The sequence below is a fragment of the Bradyrhizobium sp. MOS002 genome (assembly GCF_003020115.1).
In the GTDB taxonomy this organism is placed as follows: Bacteria; Pseudomonadota; Alphaproteobacteria; order Rhizobiales; family Xanthobacteraceae; genus Bradyrhizobium.
Genome location: NZ_PYFX01000003.1, coordinates 852,510 through 874,855, shown reverse-complemented (window position 1 = coordinate 874,855; position 22,346 = coordinate 852,510). Strand labels below are relative to the sequence as shown.

Genomic DNA, 22,346 nt, shown 5'->3' with positions numbered 1-22,346 from the left:
CTGTCAGCTTCTACGCCAATGCCGACTACCAGTTCTCTGTCGGCGACACCGACGGCGGCAGGCGTAATGGCATTCGCGGAGCGGCTGGCGTGCGATATGCGTGGTGAAATTGTTCGGCGGCTGTAGGCGGGCCAATGTTCCGGTGCCTGAGTATCGGATGACAACGCGTTCGGGCAACGCAAATATCTGCTCTGAATCACAAATTCAATCACTTGCCGCTTACGCGGCGTCAGTACGGTAGCGCACGCTTGCCGTCGGTGGTATTCAGCCAGCATGAGTGCCGGATACTGAGAATCGGCGCCGCACGCTGATGCCTGCCGATCAAGGCAACTTCAGGTCATCGCGCTGGAGGTCAGCCGGGATGAGACCACGGCTTTCTGATGGATCTCAGGCGCGGACAAAGTATCGGGCACCGCCCGGGTCAAATCGCAAATTGTCGCCCGATCTCGACAACCTCATCCCTCGGCAGCTGGAAGTAGTCGATCGCCTCGCTCGAATTGCGTAACATGAACGAGAACACGATCTCTACCAGCCACGGCAGCCCCTTGCCATCCTTGCGCCTTACAACTGTCTCGCGCCCGATGAAATAGGTCGTGTTGGAGCGATCTACCGGGTAGCCTTCAGCGCGCGCGCGCTCCAGCAAGGCCGGGAGATCGGGCTGCTCCATAAAACCGTAATGAGCCTGGTTTCGCCACACCTGCGGGCCGATCTGCCGCACATCCAACCGGTCCTTCTCAGCCACGTAGGGGATCATCTCGGTGACGACATTGAGGATCCCGACGGAATCGTGCAATGCGTGATTGTGTCTGAGGTGCCAGACAAGGAGCGGCGGAATCTCGCGTGTGATGCGCGCGACAAACACGGCAGTGCCGGGCACGCGCCGAATCTGACCGCTCTCGATCTGCGCTACGATATCGCCGATCGGGATCTGCGGTACATCCGCCAATCTGTGCACCGCCGCGCTGCCCGTTTGCCAGATCCGCATCAGCGTGAAGAGCACGATGGCAAACAGCACAGGCACCCATCCGCCGTCGGCAAACTTCAACATGTTGGCGGCCAGGAAGGCTCCCTCCACCGTGGCAAACCCGAGGCCAATGGCGATCGCCGCCGGCAGCGGCAAGCCCCAGATCTCGCGTAGCGCAATCGAAAGCAGCAAGGTTGTCAGCACCATGTCCGCCGACACCGCTATTCCATAGGCGGCGGCCAGGTTCTCCGAGGTTCGAAAGCCGATGGCAAGGACGAGCGTTGCAACCATCAGCAGCCAGTTCACCGCCGGCAGGTAGATCTGACCAAAGCCCCCAGCCGACGTCTGGACAATTCGCAGCCGTGGCAGGCAGCCCAGTTGGATCGCCTGGCGCGTCATCGAGAAGGCACCCGTAATGACCGCCTGGCTCGCGACGGCCGTTGCAACCGTGGCGAAGATGACCAGCGGCAGCAGCAACACCGGCGCGGGGCAGAGGCGAAAGAAGAGACTTCCCTCGATCGGCCCGCCGGCCAGCACGATAGCCGCCTGCCCGGCATAGTTCAGGACCAGCGCCGGGAAAACCACGCACCAGCCCAACCGGATCGGCGTCCGGCCGAAATGGCCGAGGTCAGCGTAGAGCGCTTCCGCCCCGGTGACGCAAAGGAACACGCCGCCGAGCACCAGCATGACGTTGCCGCCACCGGAGAATAGGAAGTGCAGGCCCAGTGACGGATTAAGCGCCCATAACACAGCCGGATACTGAGCGATTCCCCACAGGCCGAGCAGCGCAAGCACTGCGAACCAGGCTGCCATGACCGGCCCCAGGAATCGACCGAGCACAGCGGTCCCGCGTTGCTGGACGGCGAACAAGGCGGCGAGAATGGCCACGGTCCCCGGCAGTACGAAACGGTCGAGTTCAGGTGCGATGACCTCCAGCCCCTCGAGTGCCGACAGCACCGAGATCGCCGGCGTGAGGACGCAGTCGCCGTATACCAGCGCAGCGCCGAACATGCCGACGAGCAAGACGAGATGCCGTTCCGGCTTCCGGCTCAGCAGCGCCATCAATGCGAGAACGCCACCTTCACCCTGATTGTCGACCCGGAGCGCCAGGATGATGTACTTTACCGTCGTGATGATGATGAGCGTCCACACAATCAGCGACAGTGAGCCGAGAACCGCCTCCGGCGCGGGATGCTGGCCCGCGGCACCAAGCACGATCTTGAGCGTATAGAGCGGGCTTGTGCCAATATCGCCATACACCACGCCGAGGGCGGCCAAACTCAGCGCAGAGAGGCTGTGCCCCGAATGGTCCGGAGAGGCCTTGTTTGTTTTGACGGCCATTGAACGAATGCACTCCGCACACAGCTAGACGCTAACGCGCCGAGGAAAGTTTCTGATCACCCTGCCGCGTCCGAATGGATTTCCTGACCGACTTAAGCTTGAGCACCTAGTGCCGACCTAGGTTGATCTGGATCAAGAGGACAAGCCAAGACTCCCCGCCCGTTGAAGCTTGCCGTGCCTGTGTTCTCAGATGTGCATCGCATTTACGGTGGCCTCGATGCCCGAGGAATTATCCGACATTCTACACCACAGAGATCGGAACAATTCTGTCGATGTGGTTTCTGAAAGTTGCAAGCGGGGCGTGTCGAGGCTACGAGATCATATGAAAGATGCATGACGCTCGCAGTCAGAGTTGCGAGTCGATCGGTAACATCTTCCATAGGTTGGCGACGAACCGGCGTCGAAAGCCGGTTTCGGGCTCGTCATGGTAGCGCAGTATTTTGTCGTCTTTGACCGTCTCCCAGACGATCTTGTCGTTCGTGTCGAGGAATGTGCGGTAGCTGTTGACGGGCAAAACGCCAGTCTCCATGTAGGCCCTCAATTGTTTGGCAAGCTCTGGGCTCTCGATATAGAGTCCGGCTTCAGTGTTGATCACGGCTGAGCGTGGGTCGAGGTTGAAGCTACCGATGAACACGGCTTCGCCATCGAAGGCCATCGCTTTGGTGTGCAACGCGGCCGGTGACCGCCCCGAAAGAAACGACCAGCCCGGCCGGAAGGCGTCGGTATCTGGGCGCAGCTCGTACAACTCCATACCGTTCTCAAGAAGCCGCCTTCGTGTCTTGGCATAGCCTGAATGTGCCGGCAGCATGTCGTTCGAAGCGAGTGAGTTGGTCAGTACGCGCACTCGGACATTGCGCTCGTGCAGAGCCTTGACGGTTGCCTGCGCCCTGGCGGGCAGGACGAAATAGGGCGACTCGACGAGCAATTCCTCTTTTAACTGGGCGATACGCCCACGAATGAATTCAACCACGTCATCGCTCTCCTCGCCACGGGCGATGGTTTCCGGGTCGTCCGCAATGATTCGTCCGTGTGCCCAGACGAGATTGTCACGAAGCTCGGCGCTCTGGGCCGCCAACTCGTCTAGGTCTTGCTGAATGGGATAAGGGTAGTGGGACGCGGCGATCGCCTGACGCAAGCGAACCATGACGGCATCGAGATCGTCCGCGCCATGGGCGCGATCAACGATGGCAGCGATCGGCACGGTCGAGCAGCTGTTCCAGTACCGATCGAAGACGCGCGACAAATCGCGGACGACAGGCCCAACCGCCAACACATCCAGATCGCGATAATTGGCGATGGTGTTCACGCCATAATAGATGTCACCGATATTGCGCCCACCAACAATTGCAGCCGTATTGTCAGCAACCATCAACTTGTTGTGCATGCGGCGATTGACCCGGCCGAAGTCGAAAATGAAGTCGAGGATTGACCAGCGCCGGTTAGCGAGCGGGTTGAACAGGCGGATCTCAACATTCGGGTGAGCATCGAGGCAAGCTTTGATGGAATCGCTGTCCTTGTAGAAGGGATCGTCAACGAGTAGTCGCACACGGACGCCGCGATCGGCAGCCTTCATCACGTGGTCGACGACAATCCGGCCAGTCGTATCGCCGTCCCACATGTAGTACTGCATGTCGAGGCTTCGCTCGGCCAGGTCGGCCAATGCCAGACGGACGATGAAGGCGTCGCGCCCATGGCTCAACAGGCTGAAGCCGGACAAGCCGGAATGCTTATCGGAGGCCGGACCGAAGAAGTGGCCTAACCCAGTCGACGTGAAGTCCTCGAACGCGGTGGAAACCGGGCGAGGATGGTCGGGCCGGGCGCCAATGGCGCCACCGCTGATAACCTGAGCAATCCAAATCAGGACCGGCAATGGCAACCCCTTAAGAACACACGCGCGACTTGGCCAAGGAATCTGTGAGTTCCACATCATTGGTCACTGTGATTGCAAACGAAGACAGGATGATCGCACAGGTGGGCGCCTGTCCTGAAGCGGCGCGCACCTGCAACGCGCCGACCGCTCCGTTCAGCTCTATCGAGCCACCGGGATCCTGCCACGCCGGGCCGCCGCCTCAAGTGCGCCATGGTCACGCTCAGTCTGCTCGAGATAGGCCAACGAGAACTTTCCGATGGCATCCGGGAGCGCATCTCCGGTGCCGCAATAACCCGATATCATGGCTGCGTCGCCCGACTTTGCGTGCGCAAGCGCGAGTGCCCATCCGCACAAACCACAGTACCTCGAGAGGCCGTTAAGGGCCTCGCGATCGCCTTCCTTCAAATTCAGGCCACCCTTCATGTCGGCGAGTTGCCGGACGTAGTAGTGCCGTCCACTGCCGTTTGCTGAATTGACAGGTCCCCAGCCAAGGAAGATGTCCGGGGAGCCCTGGATCATTCGCTGACCAATTACCACGCGCCGCCCCTGTTGTGTGATCGAACCCTTTTTGTGGAGATAGGGCGCCAGCACGGATTCACGCGCTTCTTTTATCTGAAGAAACAGCGGACTACGGGCTCCTTGCTCTTCAAGCAACACAACCCAGCAACTGGTGCCGACGCTGCCGACACCGACAACCTTACGAGCGACATCGATGATCCGGTAGCGCGAGAGCAGGCGCCTGCGGTCTTCTGGCAGGGATGCGAGATACGATCGCAGCATGGTCTCCAGCGCTTCTTTCATCGGTGTGCCGTCCGGGAGATGTTTCGCGCGAACTATCAGGGGTATGTCTTCTACGATCCGATGCTCACCGTTGACCTCTTCTGTTAGCCGATCTAGGGCTCTAATATGGCCTCGGGCGCGGGCCTTGGCGAATGTGGCCTGGGCGAGCTTTCGAAGGCGCTGCGGGGCTGCGGCGAGGATCGTCCGCTCGTCGATCAGGTCGTACCACACCTCCAAAAATCCCATCTCGGCGTAGCCGCGAATCCTCCTGACATAGGACTCGACCACTGCTCGCGCCGCCTGTTCGGCATCCATCCCGTCGCCGCCGAGAAATAGCGCGGCAACCGCGGCGCTCGCGGCCAGCCGCTTGAGATCCCACTCCCACGGCCCGGGAAGAACCTCGTCAAAATCGTTGATTGCGAAAATGAGGTTGCGCTCCGCCGACGCGAACAGGCCGAAATTCATCAAGTGCATATCGCCGCAGGCCATCACCTCGAGATCAGTGCGCGGAGAGTTCGCGAGATCTCCCGCCATGATCCCAGCGCTTCCCCGCAAAAACGCGAACGGCGAAGTCAGCATACGTGCCATCCGCACCGGCACGAGCTCCTTGATGCGGGTGGCATTCTGCGCCTCAAGGACCGAAACCGGGTCGGGTCGTCCGCGCGCCGGTCGGAATTCCGCATGGGAGGAGCGCGGAATCTTACGACGAAGCGCCCTCCCATTCGCCATCCGTTCAGTGCCGGAAAAGCGGATTGCGCTAAAATTGTTGAGCTTCGCGAGCTCGGCCCGGCTTGCATCTAGTCGAAAGAAGTCTTCGAGCTTGGGCATGCGCAAGTCCTACAGTTTCGCAGGCTAACGTCGCGCGATAACTGCAGCCGGCTATGCCGTTATCTCAATTCGACTTTAAACACATTAATGGGTCGCCGTTCGAAAACGTGCTTTGACCTGTGTACCCGGTCCCGGAGCGGGACATTGATTTAGGTCAACGCAGACCGCTGCTACACCGCGACCGGCCACCACGAAACCCTGCCAAGATCGATTTTTGGACGCCTCAACTTCCGCAACTTGCTTCTGGCCAAATACCAGTGCGGTCCCTTTGGATTGCGGTGGAGGATTGGAGGTCACACGATTGATCGCAAGAACACATGGCGACTTGAGGTCGGGCAAATTGCTCTACCCGTTACTTTATTTCTGGCCGCCCGGCAGCAAGCGCCTCACCTTTTTCCATGCAGGTGCAAGAGCATATCCGACGATCGGGATCGTGGCCGCGCCAATCAACAATCCCATGACACCCGCGATGGCCGCCTCAACAGCCCATTCGACCACTTTGGCAGCTGACGGCAATAAGTGAGCCACGGTTTCAGCTGCGGCGTGGACGGTCGAGCCGATTGAAGCCGGGCCGTATGCTTCCAGGCCATGCAGGACGATGCCGCCGCCAACCCAGATCATGGCAGCCGTGCCGACCGCGCTAAGGATTGCCAGGAAGGCAGGCATCCCGCGAACGAGGCCGCGTCCGAACACGCGGCCTATGCCGGCAAGGACCGACGCGCTGTCGTTGTTGGCAAGGGTTGTACCGAAATCGTCGGCCTTCACGATCAGCGCTACGGCGCCATACACAACGACTGTGATCCCGATCGCGACAAGTGCCATCACAAGTCCCCGCGTCAGGAAGCCTCCAGCGGGTAGAGCCGCCAGCGTGATTGCCATGATCTCGGCCGAAAGAATGAAGTCGGTCTTGATGGCGCTTGCGACCCTCTCATCCTCCAACGTGGTCGCACTCAAAGAGATCGTGCCGAGTTGCGCTTCATGCTGAAGTGCACCATGTGGCATGACGGATTCGAACACTTTTTCCGCGCCTTCGTAGCACAGGTAGACGCCGCCAATCATCAGAAGCGGTGTAATCGTCCGGGGAAGGAAATAGCCAAGGGCTAGGGCAGCGGGCATCAAGATCAGGAGCTTGTTGCGAAGCGATCCGGCCGCGATCCTGCCCACGATCGTCAGCTCGCGCTTGGCTGCAAATCCGATCACGTAACTGGGGGTAACCGCAGCATCGTCGATCACGACCCCAGCCGCCTTTACACCTGCCTTCGCGGCTTGGCTCGCTACATCGTCGAGGGAAGCTGCCGCTGCCTTTGCGATCGTCGCAAGATCGTCCAGAAGGGCGATCAGTCCAACGCTCATCGATGCATCTCGATCGTCATTCTACAAATCCCTCAGGCGTCATCAAATGCAGTGCATCACGCCCTTACGGAGATCTGGATTGGCGTCTGCGTGACGAGCTCGCCGTCGCCAGCAACCTACTGCTGCGGGATGGTGGCGATTGTCAGCTCGGGGACTCTTATGACCTCAAGGTTGGAAGCGCCGAAGGGCACACCTAACGCAATTCGCGCCCACTTTTTTGCCAATGCCCTCTTGGACGGCCCCTTGAGATTACGAATGACGATCTTGCCATCCCGCGGGTCCGCTTCGTGAGCAACCAGCACACCGCCTTGATACCCGCCGCTCGCAATCGGGACGTCGAATACCTGGACGAGGTGTGCTGACCATTCACCGTGACAATCTGAGATTGTGGTGATTGCCGGGAGTCAAACACGCAGATTTTCCGCGCTGCTCTTCCCTCGCTTTGAATCCACTTTTAGCTCGTAGGAGAGCTTCTGTCCCTCGGCTAAGCCCGACAGGCCAGCGCGCTCCACTGCGCTAATATGCACGAAAACATCTTGGCCGCCGTCATCGGGCTGGATGAACCCGAATCCCTTGGTCGCATTGAACCACTTCACAACGCCTATAGCCACGTCCGCACTCCGGTTTTTGAGCCAACGGAAACAATTCAAAGCGGACCTAGTTCGGCGTAAGTTTGATTCAGATCAATCGAATTGCGGAAGAACCAAGGTGTTTCTTATGAGGGGGCAAACGTGAAGTCGACCGATCCGGCGGCCTTGCCCGACGGGCCGGAAGCGTGGAGGTGGGTGAGTCCCGGCTGACGCTAGGGCGGAAACAAATGGATTTGCTTTGGTCGCTCATGTTGCCGCATTGGCTAATGATTGCGGGGGCTGTTTCAATAGTGATCGGGTTGCTTGGTCTTGTATTCACCCGCAGCAAACAATTCGTGGCGCATCGTAGTCAAAGACCACCTGCGCCACGCTCTCAGATGCCACCGTTGCTAAGCCAGCCCGATTCTACGCGCCAACAGGAGAGCGACTGACTGTGCGCGGCGATCCGCCGGCTGAAGGCGACGAAATGATTGAGGTGGAAGCCGCGGCGAAAACTGAGAGGACGATCTGAAGGCGGCTACATCGCGCCGCGATATAGCGCCAAATCAAAGGTCCTATTACCCCATTCGGACGAGATACGGACCCAAACCGCGAGTTCGCGACTGGAAAGTGACTAGCTGGCCATATAGTTCTTCGGGACGCTCTGCCCGTTTTTATGATCATTTGCGTGATTTGTGTGAGGATCAAAGCGATCTAGACGCCCCTATCGATCTAAGTGGCGCAATAAAAGGCGTCAACTCGGAACACTGGAAGCACAAAATGGCGGTCCGCCAGCGTCAATTGGCGGGACTGTACATGCCGATTTTACGGGAAGTTCAAGGGGTGAAACTTGCGAGTAGGACCTAAGCGGGGTCGGCTCAATCTCGTCGACCGTCTGGCACCAATCGACCGTCTCATCACCTTTGGCACAATGTCCTCTGGGACAATAGTTCCAGGCAAGAGCCCACTCTAGTCTGACCAAAATGCATTAGAGTGCATCGAGCTACCGTGCCTCACTCGGCGAGAAATGATTGTACAGAGGCTCTTCCGACTCCTTCAATAAAGAAGAAGCCAGATCTGATGAGCGATTTGGGAATTTATCTTAGCTTGGCCTTGAAAAGCGCTGTTTCCTGGGCCCGTTCCCAGGGGAGGGACGCCGGTACCGCCCGTGGGGGCTTTATCATAGCGGCAATTGACTACGCATTGCATGCGGCGGAGGTTGAGAAGCTTGGCTTGAGCCAACGAGTCGATGATGTCCTCGCGCGGGCAGCGGTGACTATCGGCAGCGGAGATGACGAGTATCTGGAGCGCGAGCCGCTCAACAACCATCACCAAAACATCCTCACAGCCGAGATATCCGAAGGGCAGCGACGTCTCAAGGAATTGACCACCGAGATTACCCGTTTCGAGTTTGTTAAAGCTACTCTACTCAGTAAATTTCCAGACTACACGCCGCCGACGACCGCGGGAGCGGCCCACCCCGTCACAGCCGGAGGCGTCCAATGTGGAGATGCGGGTCCTTGATTGTGGCATCCAATTCTTTCTCCACGGGGGCTCAATTTGTGCCGTCAAATGCTGTGCGTGGTCCTAAGATTGGTCGCTTTCCGCCTGACAGGCATGAACTAGCCCCGCCTCATCCCTTGCGTGATGCTCGTCGACCATGCGCCTTCGCGTCGCAGCGATGACGTGACGGCAGGCGCTGGCAATGTGCGGTCCGCACTTACCAACCATCTAATTGAAATTGGCCGTTTAACTGTAACTCGGGTTCCCGATATTCACGCCGATTGCTGAGAGATACGCTCGATGTTGAGTCAGCATTCTGTTCCTAAAAGTCAAAGCCAGCGCGGCAACGGACTGAGGGCTGCACATGAATCAACATTCCGTAGATGGTTTGCTGTTTTTTGAAGGCCGAGAGTTACCCATAATTGTCTTCCGACACGTTCGACAGATCTCATACAGTTGGCAAATGTCGGCTCGTCTGGAGGTGGCGAGACAATATTGGTGTCGAGTTCGAAAGATGGCTTGATGTCCGCCAACGTATCGCGGGTGATCAGGTAGGTACCGGTGAGGCTGGTGATCATTGATCACGATGGCTGGGACGATCCCGTGACACTGCAACCCCGGTAGGCCTAAGCCGACGGGGAAGGAAGATTAGTGTCTGGCCTCCTTCGCTGGTGCTTTAAACTGTAGTTGCTTGAGCAATTCATTCAGCCGGCGAATTCGTGCTTCGATTACTTCTACCCGATCTTCAACGCACTCCTCATAGCGTTCGTTTGCGTTTGTCAATTCTTTCTCCCTTCTCAGAGTTCACTGATCCCTCAAGCTCGGGGGGGCCGCGAGCGCTCCACAAAGTGAAGAAGACGTTCACCAGCAGGACGGTTAGGGCTGCTCAAACGATGGACGTGACGTAAAAGGCGAGAACTATTATGCCCACGTCGATATCCAAGTCTAAGATGGATGATCCCGGCATGACGGTAATGACGAGCAGTGTGGCAAACAGGGCCGACAGAACGGTGGCGGCAGTAACAAACGTTTCATCTGCTTCTCCGTTGTCAGGTTTTCCTGATACCTCAACCCCGGTCAGCCATAAGGCCGCCGGGGGTAAGGTCATCGTCTGCTTCTACAGCCACCGGGTAACCGTGAAGCTGTGATCAGAACCATCGTCGTCCAGTCGCAGATCGGTAATGGCGAACACGTCGGAATATCCGTTCTGTTTCGGTGTACGCCCGGTCCAGTCGTCGTCGGTCATTACGACCGCGCCGTGTTTGACGATTGCCTCTTTCCAAGCTTTCAACTTGCCGGGGTACTTCAACATACCGGCGTTGTTGTGCTGGTAGCGCTTGGTGGCGCTGTCGAAGAAGCGGCGGTGGGCCGTCGGCAGCGTAGCCTTGCGACCGTCGTCCCAAATGACGTCCACCAGCCAGACGCCCTGCATACTTCTGATTTCCTTGTTACCAATCCTCACTTGCTTTCTCCTTTATCGGGGCCATTCCCTGACACCTCAACCCCGGTAGGCCTTGCGGCTGCCGGGGGTGAGTGAGTTGATCGCGGTTTAGTCCTTGGTCACCATGTCGTTGTCGACGAAGGTCTTGCCCATTGAGGAGCAGAAGTTTTTCGCCTTGCTCTCCTTGAGGAAAGTGTTCAGCGCGCCCGTCGCAAACTGGGTGACTTCCGGGATCAGGTCGTCGTGCTCATAGTCGAGATCCAAGAGCACCTTAATGGCGGCTCCAGTCGCGGACGGGATGTCATCCGAGATGTCGAGCTTATCGCCAAGCTTGACCATGCTCTCGTCGACAGCGCTGTAACCATCGCACTTGCCGAAGAAGACGACACTGCCCATGGCAATGTTGACGTAACCCTTGTCAGCCTTGGTGAGCGGGGCAGCGTTAGCCGCAGTGAGACAGGCCGCCAGCACGGCGGCGGTCAGTACGATCTTGCGAAAAATTGTTCGTCTCCGGCCCTGGGACCATTCGCTGTCGTCTGAACCCCGGTAGGTCTCGCGACCGCCGGGGTTGAGTGATGTTGTTCAGTCTTCCGGGTCGTCCGGATGGGCGCTGGCTTCGCAGAAGGCGAGCACCAGAAAATCAAGCAGCTTGTTGATCAGCCTCATTTGCGCACCGCCGAACCGCCGTCGAGCGTCCACGGGGCGAACATGACGTTCACCAGCAGGACGCTAAGCACTGCCCAAGCGACGAAGGCGAGGTAAAAAGCGAAAACCTTGATGCCGACATCGATGTTCATGTCCAAGGCCGAAGATCCCGGCATGACGGTGACAATGAGCAGCGCGACCAACAGGCCCGGCAGGACGGTTGCGGCAGTCATTAGACGTTTCACGATCCTTCTCCAGTGTCAGGGTTCACTGACACCGCAACCCCGGTAGGCCCGCAGGGCCGCCGGGTGTCGAGCGCTAGGAGAGCATCGGCATGATCAGATCAGCCCTGTACCGGATCGTGATGATCGCGAGCACTTGGTTGGCCAGCAGGCCGCCGACGAACAAAGTTAATTTCATTGGTCTGCTCCTGTTGTTTTCTGTGTTCCGATCTGATAATCACATCATACACATGATGCCCTCGATGCACAACAAAAATCGGAGTTCCAAATGCCAAAAAGGCTCGACGATAACGTGCAGCGCCTGCACATGGTGATTCCCTCCAGCCTGATTGAAAAGGTCGATGGCTGGCGGCGCCGGGAGGCTGATCTGCCGAACCTCTCGGAGGCGATTAGAAGGCTGGTGGAGCTGGGGCTCGACGCCGCCAAGAAGGCTCGGACGCAACGTTAAGCCGCCGTGTTGGCGCTAGAAGTCTTTGCCCACATAGGGACGCGACCAGGGCGATGATCGCGGTTTGGGCGGTGGTGATGCTATAGACGTCGTTCAACAAACGCCCGTCGTTCGTTTAATGTTCTCGCGCAGGTCCTCTTCGGAGAACGGTTTCCTGGATAGGAAACCGGTCGCGCCGTCGCTCGCGACCAGACAGTTAAAGGACCCGCAGCGCAGGGTTGAGTCGCATCGCCCGCCCGGCCAACTCATGGCCGTCAATTACTGGCATGTTGATGTGGGTGATTAAGATCGTGATGCGGTTGTTCGAACTCAGCTGGTCGAGGGCTTCTGCGCCGCTTGCGCCCGTGACGACTCACAACCAAGGTCTTCCAGCATGTCCGCGATGACTTCGAGTACGCTGGCATCATCGTCTACGACTAATACCAAGTGAGTCATTCCAAAGGCGCATCCTCTTTGCACGCCCTCCACCTAGCTTGACAAACAATCCCACACTTCGGCGGTTCCACGCCTTACAGGCGGTGGCGGCGACATTTAGCCCGTCGGCTGTCGCTAGTGCCGACGTCGAGCCGAACTTGGCCCGACCGCTGTTTAAGCAAAGCGGACATTGGCTCAAAAGCGGCCCACCGCGCTTTGAACGTCGACCGGCCGTTGGGGCCACCTTTGACGAGCGACCGAGTAGAACGGCCCCTAGCGCCGGTGCTGGCCACGGGTGTCGTCGGATAACCGGTCCTGATGAGTGCGCCGAGTCTGGGTACGCCGTATCGCTCAGAAGCTCCAGTCGGTACCGAGGGTGAAGATGCCGCTGGGCTTCAGCTGCAAGCCGACATTGTCCAGAACGACATCGATCCACGCGGTGAGATTGGGAGCGTCGGGCCGCACAGCAACGGCGATCTGGTCCCTCTGCTCGCCCACCAGGCAAAGCTTGAGCTTGATACGAGCCGCCGGGTGCTCGGCGAACAACTGGCGCAACTCGATCTCGCCGCCCAGACCGGCGAGCAGCCCGTCGGTTTCCAGCGCGTGATAGAGATCTTTTCCGGTGTCGAAGACCACCGGATTGATTTTGCTATCCTGGTTGCGCAGCGCCTGTTCGTAGGCACCCCCGCGCGTGATGCCGAGTCCGTCCGGCCGCGCCGCCAGGGCCGCCGCATCGGCTGGCGTATTCGGACAGGCAATATTGTCACGCAACGCCCGCACCCGGTTCAACGCAACGGCCACCGACTGGGTCAGGTACGGGCGCGAAAAGCGCACCATTTTGGCCCGTTCAACGGTCCGCGTCACCGATGACACCGCAACGTCCACTTCGCCCGCGGCTACCTGGGCCACCAGTTCATCGTGGGTCGCGGCAGTGCGCACGAACTCAAGCCTGACATCCAGGCGCCTTGCAAGGCCATTCGCCATGGCAATTTCGATGCCGGAAGGCTCGCCGTCGCTTCCGGTAACCAGTAGTGGCGGAATTTCCTTGGCGACCAGCCCGACGCGTAGCGCGCCACGCTCCTGCACTTGGCGAATATCGGGAAAGCTCGAAAGCACCGTCGTCGCGGATAGGACCGGCGGCAGGACCGCCAACGCCAACAACGCGCCCATCACCCGTATGCGCCACGATCTCGCATTCATGCGCTTTTCCTCGGCTCCCCCGTAATGACAGTCAGCGCCGCCGTACCCAGCACGGTAAGCAGCGAGACCATCGGCGCGACCGCGGGCTGCGTGGTCGCCAGCACCACGACCGCCAGCGCATCGGGGATCTTCGCATTCAATAGGATCGGCGCAAGGATGGTCGCCAGCGCCGGTCCCCCTCCGACTGCCGCCGCGCCCGAAATCAGGCACGAAACCGCAACGATGACTGTCGCGGCCGTGCCAAGCGAAATGCCGTAGACCTGCGCGAGAAAAAGCACAGTAAAGGTCAACAGCAGAACCTGGCCGTGCTGGTTGGCGAGGACGCCAAACGGCGTCACTGTGTCGACGACGCTGCGGTCTACGCGGAACCGCTCCTGTAGCACTTCGATCGCCGAATACAGTGCAGCCAGGGGGTTGTCGGTGGCAAAGGCGATCACGAGGGGCTGGCTGAGATCGGACAGGACCCGCCAGGGCGCCTTGCGGCATACGATCGACAGAACCGCCGTTAGCCCGGCTACCGCCAACAGTCCTGCCAGGTAGAAATAGCCGACGTAGCGTACTAGCGCACCCAGCAACTCCCGATCGGCCTCCGCCACATGAGCCGCGCCGAGGGCGAAGAGGCCGAGCGGCAGCGGGATCAGCACCCAGTGGAAGATGGTCGCAAATGCCTCGTTGAGGGCGTTCAGGATCCGCAGTGTCTCGTCAGCACCGGGGGACTCGATAACGCCGAGGGCCAGTCCGAGCAGAACGCAGAAAAAAACGATGCTGATGAACTGCGCCCCCGACAGCGCCGCGAAGATATTCGACGGCACCATGCCCTGCAGGAATGCCATGATCGGACCGCCGGACACCACCGCCGGCTCACTGGCAAGCTGCTGGCCGAGCGCCGCGGCAGCGCCCTCGCCCAAACTCTCGCCCGGGCTCAGACCGATGCACACGAGCACCGCCGATGCGCTCGGAATCAGCAGCAGCAGCAGATAGGACAAAGTCATGCGCGGGAAGAGCGCGCGGGTCGTCGCGTTGCGCAACATCTGTCCGATGCCCCAGGTGAGCGCCGTCACCAGGATGGGCAACATGCTCATCGACAGCAGGGCAACGTAAAGTTTCGCGAACGGCACCAGCGCGTGGGCGGGCTCGGGCAGATAGAATCCGAACAGCAGACCAGAGACGACCCCCGCAATGATGGTCGCCGGATGCGTGACGATTCTCAGGAGTTGGCGCAGCAATCGATTGCCTTTGGCTGGTGAATGAGTCGCCTAACGTGACGCTCGATCAATCGATGAAAATTCTGGATCTCGTCTGCAATTGTCAGCTTGCGATACTCCCGATGAGCGATCGCGATGTCGTCCGCCGGACGATCTCGCAGTGCATCCGCGGTTTCCGTTTCGAGCGCCGTGTATCGCTTCGCCAGATAGGCAATAGTTGCTAGGGCCATGGTTCTCTCCAACACAGTCGCAACTACGTAGAATGGAACGCAAGAAAAGCAGAAGGCTCTCTTGATGTGGATCAATGGCCAGTGAGACGGAACCGCTCTTTTGCAACGGAGCGGAAAGCCTGATCGGGCCGGCCCCGATTGAAACATCACTTGTCCATCAAATCAGCGACGCTGGGGCTTTCTACGTGCTCGCCAGTTCTGGAAGCTGCTCTGTGCCCCACTGCGAAGATCTTCACCGACTCCCGTACCAATATGCCGAGCAATTCCTTACCCGACACGAGGTGAGAAGGATTGCGCCTGCAAGCTTGGCCTAGTGGGTCTGGTGTCTAAGCTTGCGGCAGCTGGTACCGCGGGGGCCCGTCCCCGAACTGGATCAAGGTCAAGAACCGGACGCGCCCGGCGTTTAGCCGGGTAATGGAGACGGCATAGCCACAGGTGCCTGAGATCGCGAAAATAGCTAGGCCCGACGGGGGCCGGGCTCGTCGATCATTGGCGCAAACAAGCAAATTTCTGGCGCGCCATCACAAGATCGGGCTGCGAATTTGTGACAGTTCAACCGGTCTCTTCTTTCATACAATCGAAGCGTTTCCCGTGGTGATGCGTCAACCGCATCATCGCGATGTTCTGAGTTCAAGGACCCGTTAAGATGAAGCGATTTTTACTTGCCGTCCCAGCTCTTCTGGTCAGCACCGTTGCGGCATTCGCGATTGAGTTGAACTGCGGAGCGCCACAGGTCGCGCTCGGTGACGATCCGCGTGACAGCAACCCGGTCGTCGGTGTTGAGATCCGATATGCCCCTGACGACCACGCTTGGCGCATCTTCCACAAGCGCCGCGATGGTCTGGTGGTTTCGCGCAGTGAGCAGTACGCCATTCAAGATGCGAGCGATGGACGCAAGATTCAATGGCAGGGTTCACTCGTCCGCGCCTCGCACCTTTACATGATCGGCGAAGTCCGCCGCGACGAAGGCAGCCTCACTTACATGGAGTGGCTGTACGACCGTAAGAAAGGCAACATGCTACTGATGCAGGCATCGGCGCGCTGCGCCACCCCGTTACCGCAGCCCACGCTCGCCCAACCGTCATTGCCGCAACCGACGCCCGCGCAACCGACGCAGCCCTATGGCAACAAGCCCAGCATCCCATTGGGGCAGGCAGGCAGCCTATGAGACGGTCCTTCCTTGGAGCCGCTGTATTATTGATGGCCGCGACCCGCTTAGCATCGGCGGAAGAGCTGTACAGCTCGGGCTACTGGCAGGCATTTTATTCACGGGAAGCCGGTGCTTGCGGCATGTCCACCATCGTGAATCAAATCGAGCGCAGTTCGGTCATGGTGAAGCATTTCATCGGAAGGCCCGGCCTCACCGTGCAAATCTTCAAGGCCAGCTGGCGCTTTCCGACGGATCGCACACCGATTCCGATGACGGTCGGATTCGACCAGGTGCCCCTGCTCGACGGGAACGCATACGGTTACAATCCAGCAGCTGGCAGGCCGACTGGCGGCATGGTCGAATTTGAAGTGCGGCCTGATCTATCGGTGAATTTCGTGGAAACGTTCGCGGGGGCCACGACGTTCTGGGTGCGGTTCAAGGAAGGTAACGAGCGGCCTTGGTCGATGTACCTGTCAGGGTCGCGTGATGTGACAACGGTGTTCTCCCACTGCATCGTCAGCATGAGCCCGAAAGGGACGACCCAGCCCTACAGCGGTAGCGGCACCCAGTCCTATAGCGAGCCTTCGCGTCCGACACCCGTACCCCAACCGGCTGCGACGAAGCGCGACGATGGGGCCGTCTGACACCAAGCGCTGCTTTCAAGCGCCGCGGCCGGGGGGCGCGTATGTGCGAGCGATGATCCCGACGCAACATCAACCGAAGCAGGAAAAAAATGGTGGTGGACATCAAAGTAGCGAGGTCGCAACCGAACGCGCCAGGCTTTCGAGCGTGATTCTTGTTTTGAGGGTCAGCAATGCGATTCTTCTTCTGGCGGCGGTCGGAAAAACATCCCGTGCCCGTCATGCAGGCGCGGGAAGCCCGTGTGATCAAAGGTCTCGTTTATTCAAAGGGCATCCCCGATAACGACCCGAATACAACAAACATGCTGAGAACGCCTTGGACATCCGGATTTGGTCAACTTGGGTGCCTCCACAGCGTGACTTGCATTGCAAGATCGAATGGATCGATCTGCGTGGCAGTGGGCCTCTTAGAGATTCGCCATTCAATGAATGGAGGGAACACCCAGCGCACTGGTGCCATAAATGCCTTTTCAGCGAGGACGTTGAGAGTGCTATCGCCATCGGCCAGATACTTCGTGCGCGCGAAGATGTCGAAGACGTTACGATTTTCGTCATCCTCGACAAGGATGGCTTCGGTAATTGCTGCCGCTGCATAACTGGTTGGGCGCTCGCCGAAAAAGTCGACCCACAGCGGTGAGCCACCGCAATGGATTGGCACATCGGCGTGGTGGCCACAGCGGTGGCGGCAGTAGATCAGCAGGTCGCGCACGCCCATCTCGCGCATCTCGCCGAAGGTGATTTTCTGAGGATCGGCCCGCATGGATTTCTCAATGCGTGCCAACTCGCGCGGATCCTAAGCTTTCGGCTGACTACCTATGCCGGCGGCGCCTGTTCATTTGCGTGCTCAACCTCATCCGCCAGCGCATCTAAGTGTTGTGCATGCTTCGCGAACAGCTCCCGCTTGTGCCGGACGGTTGTCAGAGCGCTGATTAAGGCTGCCTCGGCCGCCTGCTGGCGCAGGGTTTCCAAATGGGTTCGATAGTCCTTCATCAGCAGGTGTCACCGGGTTTGTTCGAATCATCCACCTGCTTGAAGAAATCGTGGACTACCGGCACAGCGTCTTGGATCTGATAGCAACAGAAGCTGTCGACAGATGTTTTGGTGCCGTGATCGATCAACTCCAGCCAAAATAGCGGCGTGCTATCAACATCGGCCGCCGGATTCGCCAACATCCGGATCTCATAGCTGCCGATCGAAGCGACGGAAACCGATGCTTGAGGACCGCCCTCGGGAAGGGAGCAGAGTCTGACGTAGGCTTGGGAAATTCTCAATTCAATCAGCGTCGACGCGGACGTGTTGCAATCTTTCAAAACTGAAGATCCTAAAAGGTGGCGTTGCGGGCTGGATGCATAAGTGAGGGCCGCACCGATACCGCAGCGCTGCACTTCGCCAAAATAGGCGTTTGCAAAGAGATGTGCTTGTTAAAGGCGGACAATTGTTTGTTGCGGTGGGCCGTCTTCACGACACATGACCGGGCGCAACGTGGATGCCGTCGACCCGGCGCGCGAGCAACCGCGTCAGATTGGTCTCGGCCCGGATCTGTTTCGGCACGCCTGTCTGATGGGACTGGAGGGGCTGGTCTCGAAGCGCTCCGACAGCTGGTATCGCGCTGGGCGCTCGCGAACTCGGACTGACGTTCCATTGATATAGGTCAACGGCATCGATGCCGCGCCGATCAGCAATGTCAAACGCCGCTGAAGCGACCCTCGTCATCAGCAGCGCCAAAGGAGGTTTCGCTATGCGTCCATGGAAGCGTCTTTCGATCAACTCAGCGGCAGCCACTGGGATTGTCGCCAGCGTCCTGTTTGGGCTTGCCGGTCTCGCGCTTACTCCAATGCCGGCTAACGCGGTCGTGTACTGCACCTATGTTGGGTATCCCGGCGGGTGCGTTGCCCGGCCCGGCGTAGTGCTCGGGGCTCGTCCGGTGGCGCGCGCCGCGGTCCGTCACAACGCTGGTGGCAACATGAATGGTGGCGTCAATCGCGTTGGGGTGCGGCGATAAGCGGTTGCATGCGGGCGCAGGCCCGGCACCTTGCTGCGGATAATCCACGCTAAGTGCCGGGCGAGCCTCGGGCCCACATAACCCGGAAGGACAGGTCTGAAATCGCCTGCATAGTCGAGCGAGCTGTAACTTTCATTCACGTCGAATCGATGCGACAGACACAAAATCCACCCTCCGAGCTGCCCAAGGACGACACCGACCTCCAGCGCGAGCATGTTTTGCCGCGGATGATTGAGGCCCGCCAACTGGTCCAGGAATACATCAACAGCCTGCGCGGCTTGATCCGGAAGCTCACCCAGCGCGCCTTGAACTGATCTCTCGGCTTACCCGATGCATCGTCAATTGGCTTACCAAAAAGGTCAGCCGCGCGTTTCGGCAACCACTAGCGGCAGATCCGGCGCAAATTGCATAGCGGCAAAAAACCACACAGCTGCATCGCGCTTCTCCTCTTTGTGGCGGATCGCCAGCATGGTGATGATGATCGTCATGCTCTCAGCCATCACCGGGTGAGCTGAGAGGCGCAGGGGGAAAAAGTGCCGACCGCTGAACAATGCCGTGTCTATGCCGCAGACTACAAATTACGCGCCACTGAACCCGGGAATTCACCCCGCCGGACGACCGTTCTAACGAGCATCTCACGAAGCTGGACGGCACTGGCAAGTCAGCTGGAGAGCCTTACAGGCATCGTTAAAGAGGAAGGAAGGTGAGCCCGGGCTTGAACCCACCAGCCGGCTGTTCACCGGGAGCCGGTCCCCATCTTGGCTGGGTTGTGGTTCGGCCTGATCTCGGCGCCCCGCTTGCAACAGCGCTGGCATAGAAAGCGCGGCTCGATGTCGGAGAGCCTGACGTGGTCAGCCCAGCCGTCCGCGCTGATTTCGGTGTGGTGGCCGCAGCGGTGACGGCAATAGACCAGGACGCCGCGCACGCCCATGGCGCGCATCTCACCGAAGGTGATCTTTTGCGGGTAGGGCATGTTGGCATGGGGACGGCGAATCGCGTTTTGCCTGTAAATCGTGGGGAACTATCCCGCAATCCCTTGAAACGGATGACTTTACGCGCCACCTTGCGCGACCCTGACGGCTTTGACCTAATGGGCGAGTGCTTTGGCAGTTTGCTAAATCACGCATGGAAAAGCCGAGCACACTTCGCAGGCGGGCTCGGCTTTCCGTGGCGTTTCTCACAGGAGATGCTTTCGCATGTCCGTCACCACGAAGGAGACCCTAGCGTGGCTAGTCCGGTCGTTCAAGACAACCAACCCCGTAAAACTAAGTTCACATTCGAGGAAGCTGTTGACGTCTGGCTGCGCCGCTGGAGCGGGCAGTACCAGCACGAGATCGCAGCGGCATATGTGATAAATCCGCGCGCCGTGAACCAAGTGCTCAAAGGCGTCACGCACGTCGGCAGCAAGGACGAAGCCGCACAGCGCACCGGGCGCACGGCATAGTCAGCGCGACAACTCGGGCGAGCGGCTCCGGTCGCTCGCCTCCGTTGACCGCCCGAGGAATCGGCTGGAAAAGGACAGGGATGGGGGCCGGGCTCGGAATCTGTCTGCCTAAGCAATCAGGCGGCGAGCCGTTGCCCCTCTTTTCCTAGAGCCTTAGCGACAGGCGCGCCCACGATCCGCCGCAGCTCGGTGGCGATTCCGTCCAGTACTGCACGCTTTTCTTTCATCCGTCGGGAGTGGTTGTAGACCTTGCCCGTAACCGTCGGCACGATGGTGTCGCCCTTCTTCGTCACGGCGTGGTCAAGGCATTTGGCAATGGCAGCATCGTCAAAGCCGAGATCCCCGGCCAACGTCGCCGCTGTCCGCCGCAGATCGTGCGGCGTGAACGGTTTGAGGCCCAACAGCTCACACAGGCCGGGCGTCTTGGTCTTGTCCTTGTTCTTCTCGTGTTTGGTGCCGCGCAAGGCGTTTGCCATCGCTTTGCGGTGGATCGGCTGGCCCTTGTACATCGAGCTTTCGAATACGAACTGCTGATCATTCGAGGTCAGCGCCTCGTTGATGATCTCGACGGCCAACTCCGACAAGGGCTGCTGAATCACCCGCCGCTTCTTGACCCGCTTGAGAGGTACGTCCAAGCGCGCATGTTTGCCGTCGAGGTCGAACAGCTCATTCCGATGCGCACCGAGCAGTTCGCGTGAGCGCAGCATAGTCACCAGCTCGAACTTGAGGGCGAGGCGGGTGCGGCGGTCATAGGGCAGATCACTGCGGTCGAGACCACGCCAGAAGATCCTGATCTCATGCTCCGACAGGACTCGGGTGCGCGGGTGTTCCGGATCTAGCTTCGGCAGGTTAATGCAAGGACTGGCGGTCACATAGTCGCGGCCCGCCTCCGCCGCCCAGTTGAACAGCCCCGAAGCTGCCTTGCGCATATGACGGGCGTTGCTGACGGAGGGCTTGCCGAACTTCCCCGCGACGATGTCATTCGAGAGTGTTGCGATGTCATGCTTAGTGACGTCTCTCGCGAGTGTTTTGCCAAGCCTCGCACCGAGGAAGCGGCGCAGGTGGCTCGCCGTATTTTCCCAAGCCTCCAGCCGGGGCCGCATCTCGCCATCCGGCTTCTTGACTGGCGTCTTCATCCACTCGATCCGCTCCTCGATGATCTCGGCGACGGTCTTGCCGCGCCTCGCTTTTGCGGTCTTCTGGTCGCGGAAGGTTTCGGCGAGAGCCTCGGTACCCAGTCCCTTGAGGCCGTAGACCCTGCTGCGGGCGTCCTCGACGGTAAAAGCCTCGGGATTGTAGACGCCGAGCCAGCCGGTACGCTGCTTCCCGGTCTGCCGGTCGGTGAACTTGTACGAGAAGGTCGCCGCGCCCGCCGTGGTGATGCTGACGTAGAGACCGGGGCACTTGCGGTCGTAGAGCTTGGTCCGCTTGGCGACGCGCTTCTCGCACAGTCGGTCGGTCAGGATGACGCTGCTGTTGCGGCCGCGCTTGCCAAGGGGGCAGGGGACAATGGTACTATTCATGTGGTTTCGGCTCCTAAGGCTTGGGACCAAAGGGCTCGGCTTTGGGGCTTTCAGTTTGTCGTGCGGACGCTGAAAGGCTTAGGGCCGGGCCCTTAATTTGGTGAAGCCCGCTGAAACAGCCTGCATCAGGGTAGTAGAAAAGCGCTTGTTTTAAAGTCTTTTGTTAGTTTCGGCGTGTTTCACCGAGTACCAAAATATAGACGTGTGGTCCTGGCCGTCGTTGCTACGGTCAAGCTCTTGCGGATGCGGCATGCGCGTCAACCGGCGCGGTGTCGGTGAATTTCGCGAAGGCGAGGGAGGCCAGAAGGAACTCGGCTCCCGGGAGAGCACGGCATAAGCCGTCCAACCATCGCGCAGGGAAGGCCGAGTGATTGGCACCACCTGTATGCTGCTGTGCGGTTTTCCTGCGTGTGCTTTTCGCGCAGCGGACCGCGGGTGCCGGCCGGCACCCGGCCTTCCCTGCGCCCTCTTGGACAAGGGGGTGAATAGATCGAGCAAGCTCGGGCGAAACGCGCCGCGAGGCTGCGAAACCGTGTCTGCGAGTTGGCGCAAC

24 protein-coding genes are annotated in these 22,346 nt (G+C 59.4%); 7 read left to right on the top strand and 17 right to left on the bottom strand.

Annotation, left to right across the window (positions count from 1 at the left end; all coding sequences use genetic code 11):
• Positions 1-421: 421 nt before the first annotated feature.
• From C7G41_RS12905 to C7G41_RS12880, 5 genes are all read right to left on the bottom strand, one after another.
• Positions 422-2,305, bottom strand: a complete 1,884-nt coding sequence (locus tag C7G41_RS12905; protein WP_106942895.1) for a potassium transporter Kup — start codon at positions 2,303-2,305, stop codon at positions 422-424.
• A 346-nt stretch (positions 2,306-2,651) separates the two neighbouring features.
• Positions 2,652-4,175: a phospholipase D family protein gene (locus C7G41_RS12900; RefSeq protein WP_158268003.1), complete on the bottom strand. Its 1,524-nt coding sequence runs from the start codon at positions 4,173-4,175 to the stop codon at positions 2,652-2,654.
• A 159-nt stretch (positions 4,176-4,334) separates the two neighbouring features.
• Positions 4,335-5,783, bottom strand: coding sequence for a DUF2252 domain-containing protein (locus tag C7G41_RS12895; protein WP_106942893.1), 1,449 nt, complete (start codon positions 5,781-5,783; stop codon positions 4,335-4,337).
• Between the two features lie 357 nt (positions 5,784-6,140).
• The gene (locus tag C7G41_RS12890) at positions 6,141-7,136 is read right to left on the bottom strand and encodes a DUF808 domain-containing protein (RefSeq protein WP_106942892.1); all 996 of its coding nucleotides are present in this window, start codon (positions 7,134-7,136) and stop codon (positions 6,141-6,143) included.
• Positions 7,137-7,540: 404 nt separating this feature from the next.
• Positions 7,541-7,747, bottom strand: a complete 207-nt coding sequence (locus C7G41_RS12880; protein ID WP_106942890.1) for a cold-shock protein — start codon at positions 7,745-7,747, stop codon at positions 7,541-7,543.
• Positions 7,748-8,785: 1,038 nt separating this feature from the next.
• Here C7G41_RS12880 and C7G41_RS12875 point away from each other — a divergent pair.
• Entirely contained in the window at positions 8,786-9,229 is a 444-nt protein-coding gene (locus tag C7G41_RS12875) for a hypothetical protein (protein WP_106942889.1), read from the top strand.
• An 865-nt stretch (positions 9,230-10,094) separates the two neighbouring features.
• On the opposite strand, the gene C7G41_RS12870 is transcribed toward C7G41_RS12875, so the two are convergent.
• From C7G41_RS12870 to C7G41_RS12855, 4 genes are all read right to left on the bottom strand, one after another.
• Positions 10,095-10,316, bottom strand: coding sequence for a hypothetical protein (locus C7G41_RS12870; RefSeq protein WP_106942888.1), 222 nt, complete (start codon positions 10,314-10,316; stop codon positions 10,095-10,097).
• 9 nt (positions 10,317-10,325) lie between these two features.
• Entirely contained in the window at positions 10,326-10,640 is a 315-nt protein-coding gene (locus C7G41_RS12865) for a hypothetical protein (RefSeq protein WP_106942887.1), read from the bottom strand.
• A gap of 117 nt (positions 10,641-10,757) precedes the next feature.
• Positions 10,758-11,120, bottom strand: coding sequence for a hypothetical protein (locus C7G41_RS12860; protein WP_146159767.1), 363 nt, complete (start codon positions 11,118-11,120; stop codon positions 10,758-10,760).
• A gap of 191 nt (positions 11,121-11,311) precedes the next feature.
• Complete coding sequence (locus tag C7G41_RS12855) at positions 11,312-11,527, bottom strand: hypothetical protein (protein ID WP_106942885.1); 216 nt, start codon at positions 11,525-11,527, stop codon at positions 11,312-11,314.
• Between the two features lie 277 nt (positions 11,528-11,804).
• Between C7G41_RS12855 and C7G41_RS12850 the strand changes: the two genes are divergently transcribed.
• Positions 11,805-11,984 carry a hypothetical protein gene (locus tag C7G41_RS12850; RefSeq protein WP_106942884.1) on the top strand — a complete coding sequence of 60 codons (180 nt, stop codon included), beginning with the start codon at positions 11,805-11,807 and terminating at the stop codon, positions 11,982-11,984.
• Positions 11,985-12,749: 765 nt separating this feature from the next.
• On the opposite strand, the gene C7G41_RS12840 is transcribed toward C7G41_RS12850, so the two are convergent.
• From C7G41_RS12840 to C7G41_RS12830, 3 genes are read right to left on the bottom strand one after another with little or no spacing between them, the layout of a single operon-like run.
• Positions 12,750-13,598 (bottom strand): ABC transporter substrate-binding protein, encoded by an 849-nt coding sequence (locus tag C7G41_RS12840; protein WP_106942883.1) that lies wholly within the window; start codon positions 13,596-13,598, stop codon positions 12,750-12,752.
• Entirely contained in the window at positions 13,595-14,824 is a 1,230-nt protein-coding gene (locus C7G41_RS12835; RefSeq protein WP_106942882.1) for a dicarboxylate/amino acid:cation symporter, read from the bottom strand. Before C7G41_RS12835 ends, C7G41_RS12840 begins: the two co-directional genes overlap by 4 nt.
• On the bottom strand, positions 14,806-15,033 hold the full coding sequence (locus C7G41_RS12830; protein WP_146159766.1) for a hypothetical protein: 228 nt from the start codon (positions 15,031-15,033) through the stop codon (positions 14,806-14,808). Before C7G41_RS12830 ends, C7G41_RS12835 begins: the two co-directional genes overlap by 19 nt.
• A 646-nt stretch (positions 15,034-15,679) precedes the next feature.
• On the opposite strand from C7G41_RS12830, the gene C7G41_RS12820 reads away from it, so the two are divergent.
• The gene (locus C7G41_RS12820; RefSeq protein WP_106942879.1) at positions 15,680-16,201 is read left to right on the top strand and encodes a hypothetical protein; all 522 of its coding nucleotides are present in this window, start codon (positions 15,680-15,682) and stop codon (positions 16,199-16,201) included.
• A 32-nt stretch (positions 16,202-16,233) separates the two neighbouring features.
• Entirely contained in the window at positions 16,234-16,827 is a 594-nt protein-coding gene (locus C7G41_RS12815; protein WP_158268002.1) for a hypothetical protein, read from the top strand.
• A 331-nt stretch (positions 16,828-17,158) separates the two neighbouring features.
• Here C7G41_RS12815 and C7G41_RS12810 read toward each other — a convergent pair whose 3' ends face one another.
• Genes C7G41_RS12810 through C7G41_RS36935 form a run of 3 tightly spaced genes read right to left on the bottom strand, consistent with a single transcriptional unit; the run spans position 17,159 to position 18,134 of the window.
• On the bottom strand, positions 17,159-17,605 hold the full coding sequence (locus C7G41_RS12810) for a hypothetical protein (protein WP_146159764.1): 447 nt from the start codon (positions 17,603-17,605) through the stop codon (positions 17,159-17,161).
• A 32-nt stretch (positions 17,606-17,637) separates the two neighbouring features.
• Positions 17,638-17,814: a hypothetical protein gene (locus C7G41_RS37750; RefSeq protein ID WP_199198336.1), complete on the bottom strand. Its 177-nt coding sequence runs from the start codon at positions 17,812-17,814 to the stop codon at positions 17,638-17,640.
• Positions 17,814-18,134, bottom strand: coding sequence for a hypothetical protein (locus C7G41_RS36935; RefSeq protein WP_146159763.1), 321 nt, complete (start codon positions 18,132-18,134; stop codon positions 17,814-17,816). Before C7G41_RS36935 ends, C7G41_RS37750 begins: the two co-directional genes overlap by 1 nt.
• A 428-nt stretch (positions 18,135-18,562) precedes the next feature.
• On the opposite strand from C7G41_RS36935, the gene C7G41_RS38260 reads away from it, so the two are divergent.
• Complete coding sequence (locus C7G41_RS38260) at positions 18,563-18,826, top strand: hypothetical protein (RefSeq protein ID WP_106942962.1); 264 nt, start codon at positions 18,563-18,565, stop codon at positions 18,824-18,826.
• 149 nt (positions 18,827-18,975) lie between these two features.
• Complete coding sequence (locus tag C7G41_RS37345) at positions 18,976-19,140, top strand: hypothetical protein (protein WP_158268001.1); 165 nt, start codon at positions 18,976-18,978, stop codon at positions 19,138-19,140.
• A 45-nt stretch (positions 19,141-19,185) separates the two neighbouring features.
• Here C7G41_RS37345 and C7G41_RS38745 read toward each other — a convergent pair whose 3' ends face one another.
• Complete coding sequence (locus C7G41_RS38745) at positions 19,186-19,314, bottom strand: hypothetical protein (protein ID WP_306768035.1); 129 nt, start codon at positions 19,312-19,314, stop codon at positions 19,186-19,188.
• A gap of 359 nt (positions 19,315-19,673) precedes the next feature.
• On the opposite strand from C7G41_RS38745, the gene C7G41_RS38740 reads away from it, so the two are divergent.
• Positions 19,674-20,270 carry a hypothetical protein gene (locus C7G41_RS38740; protein WP_306768034.1) on the top strand — a complete coding sequence of 199 codons (597 nt, stop codon included), beginning with the start codon at positions 19,674-19,676 and terminating at the stop codon, positions 20,268-20,270.
• A 116-nt stretch (positions 20,271-20,386) separates the two neighbouring features.
• On the opposite strand, the gene C7G41_RS12780 is transcribed toward C7G41_RS38740, so the two are convergent.
• Complete coding sequence (locus tag C7G41_RS12780; protein ID WP_199198335.1) at positions 20,387-21,793, bottom strand: site-specific integrase; 1,407 nt, start codon at positions 21,791-21,793, stop codon at positions 20,387-20,389.
• Positions 21,794-22,346: the final 553 nt, after the last annotated feature.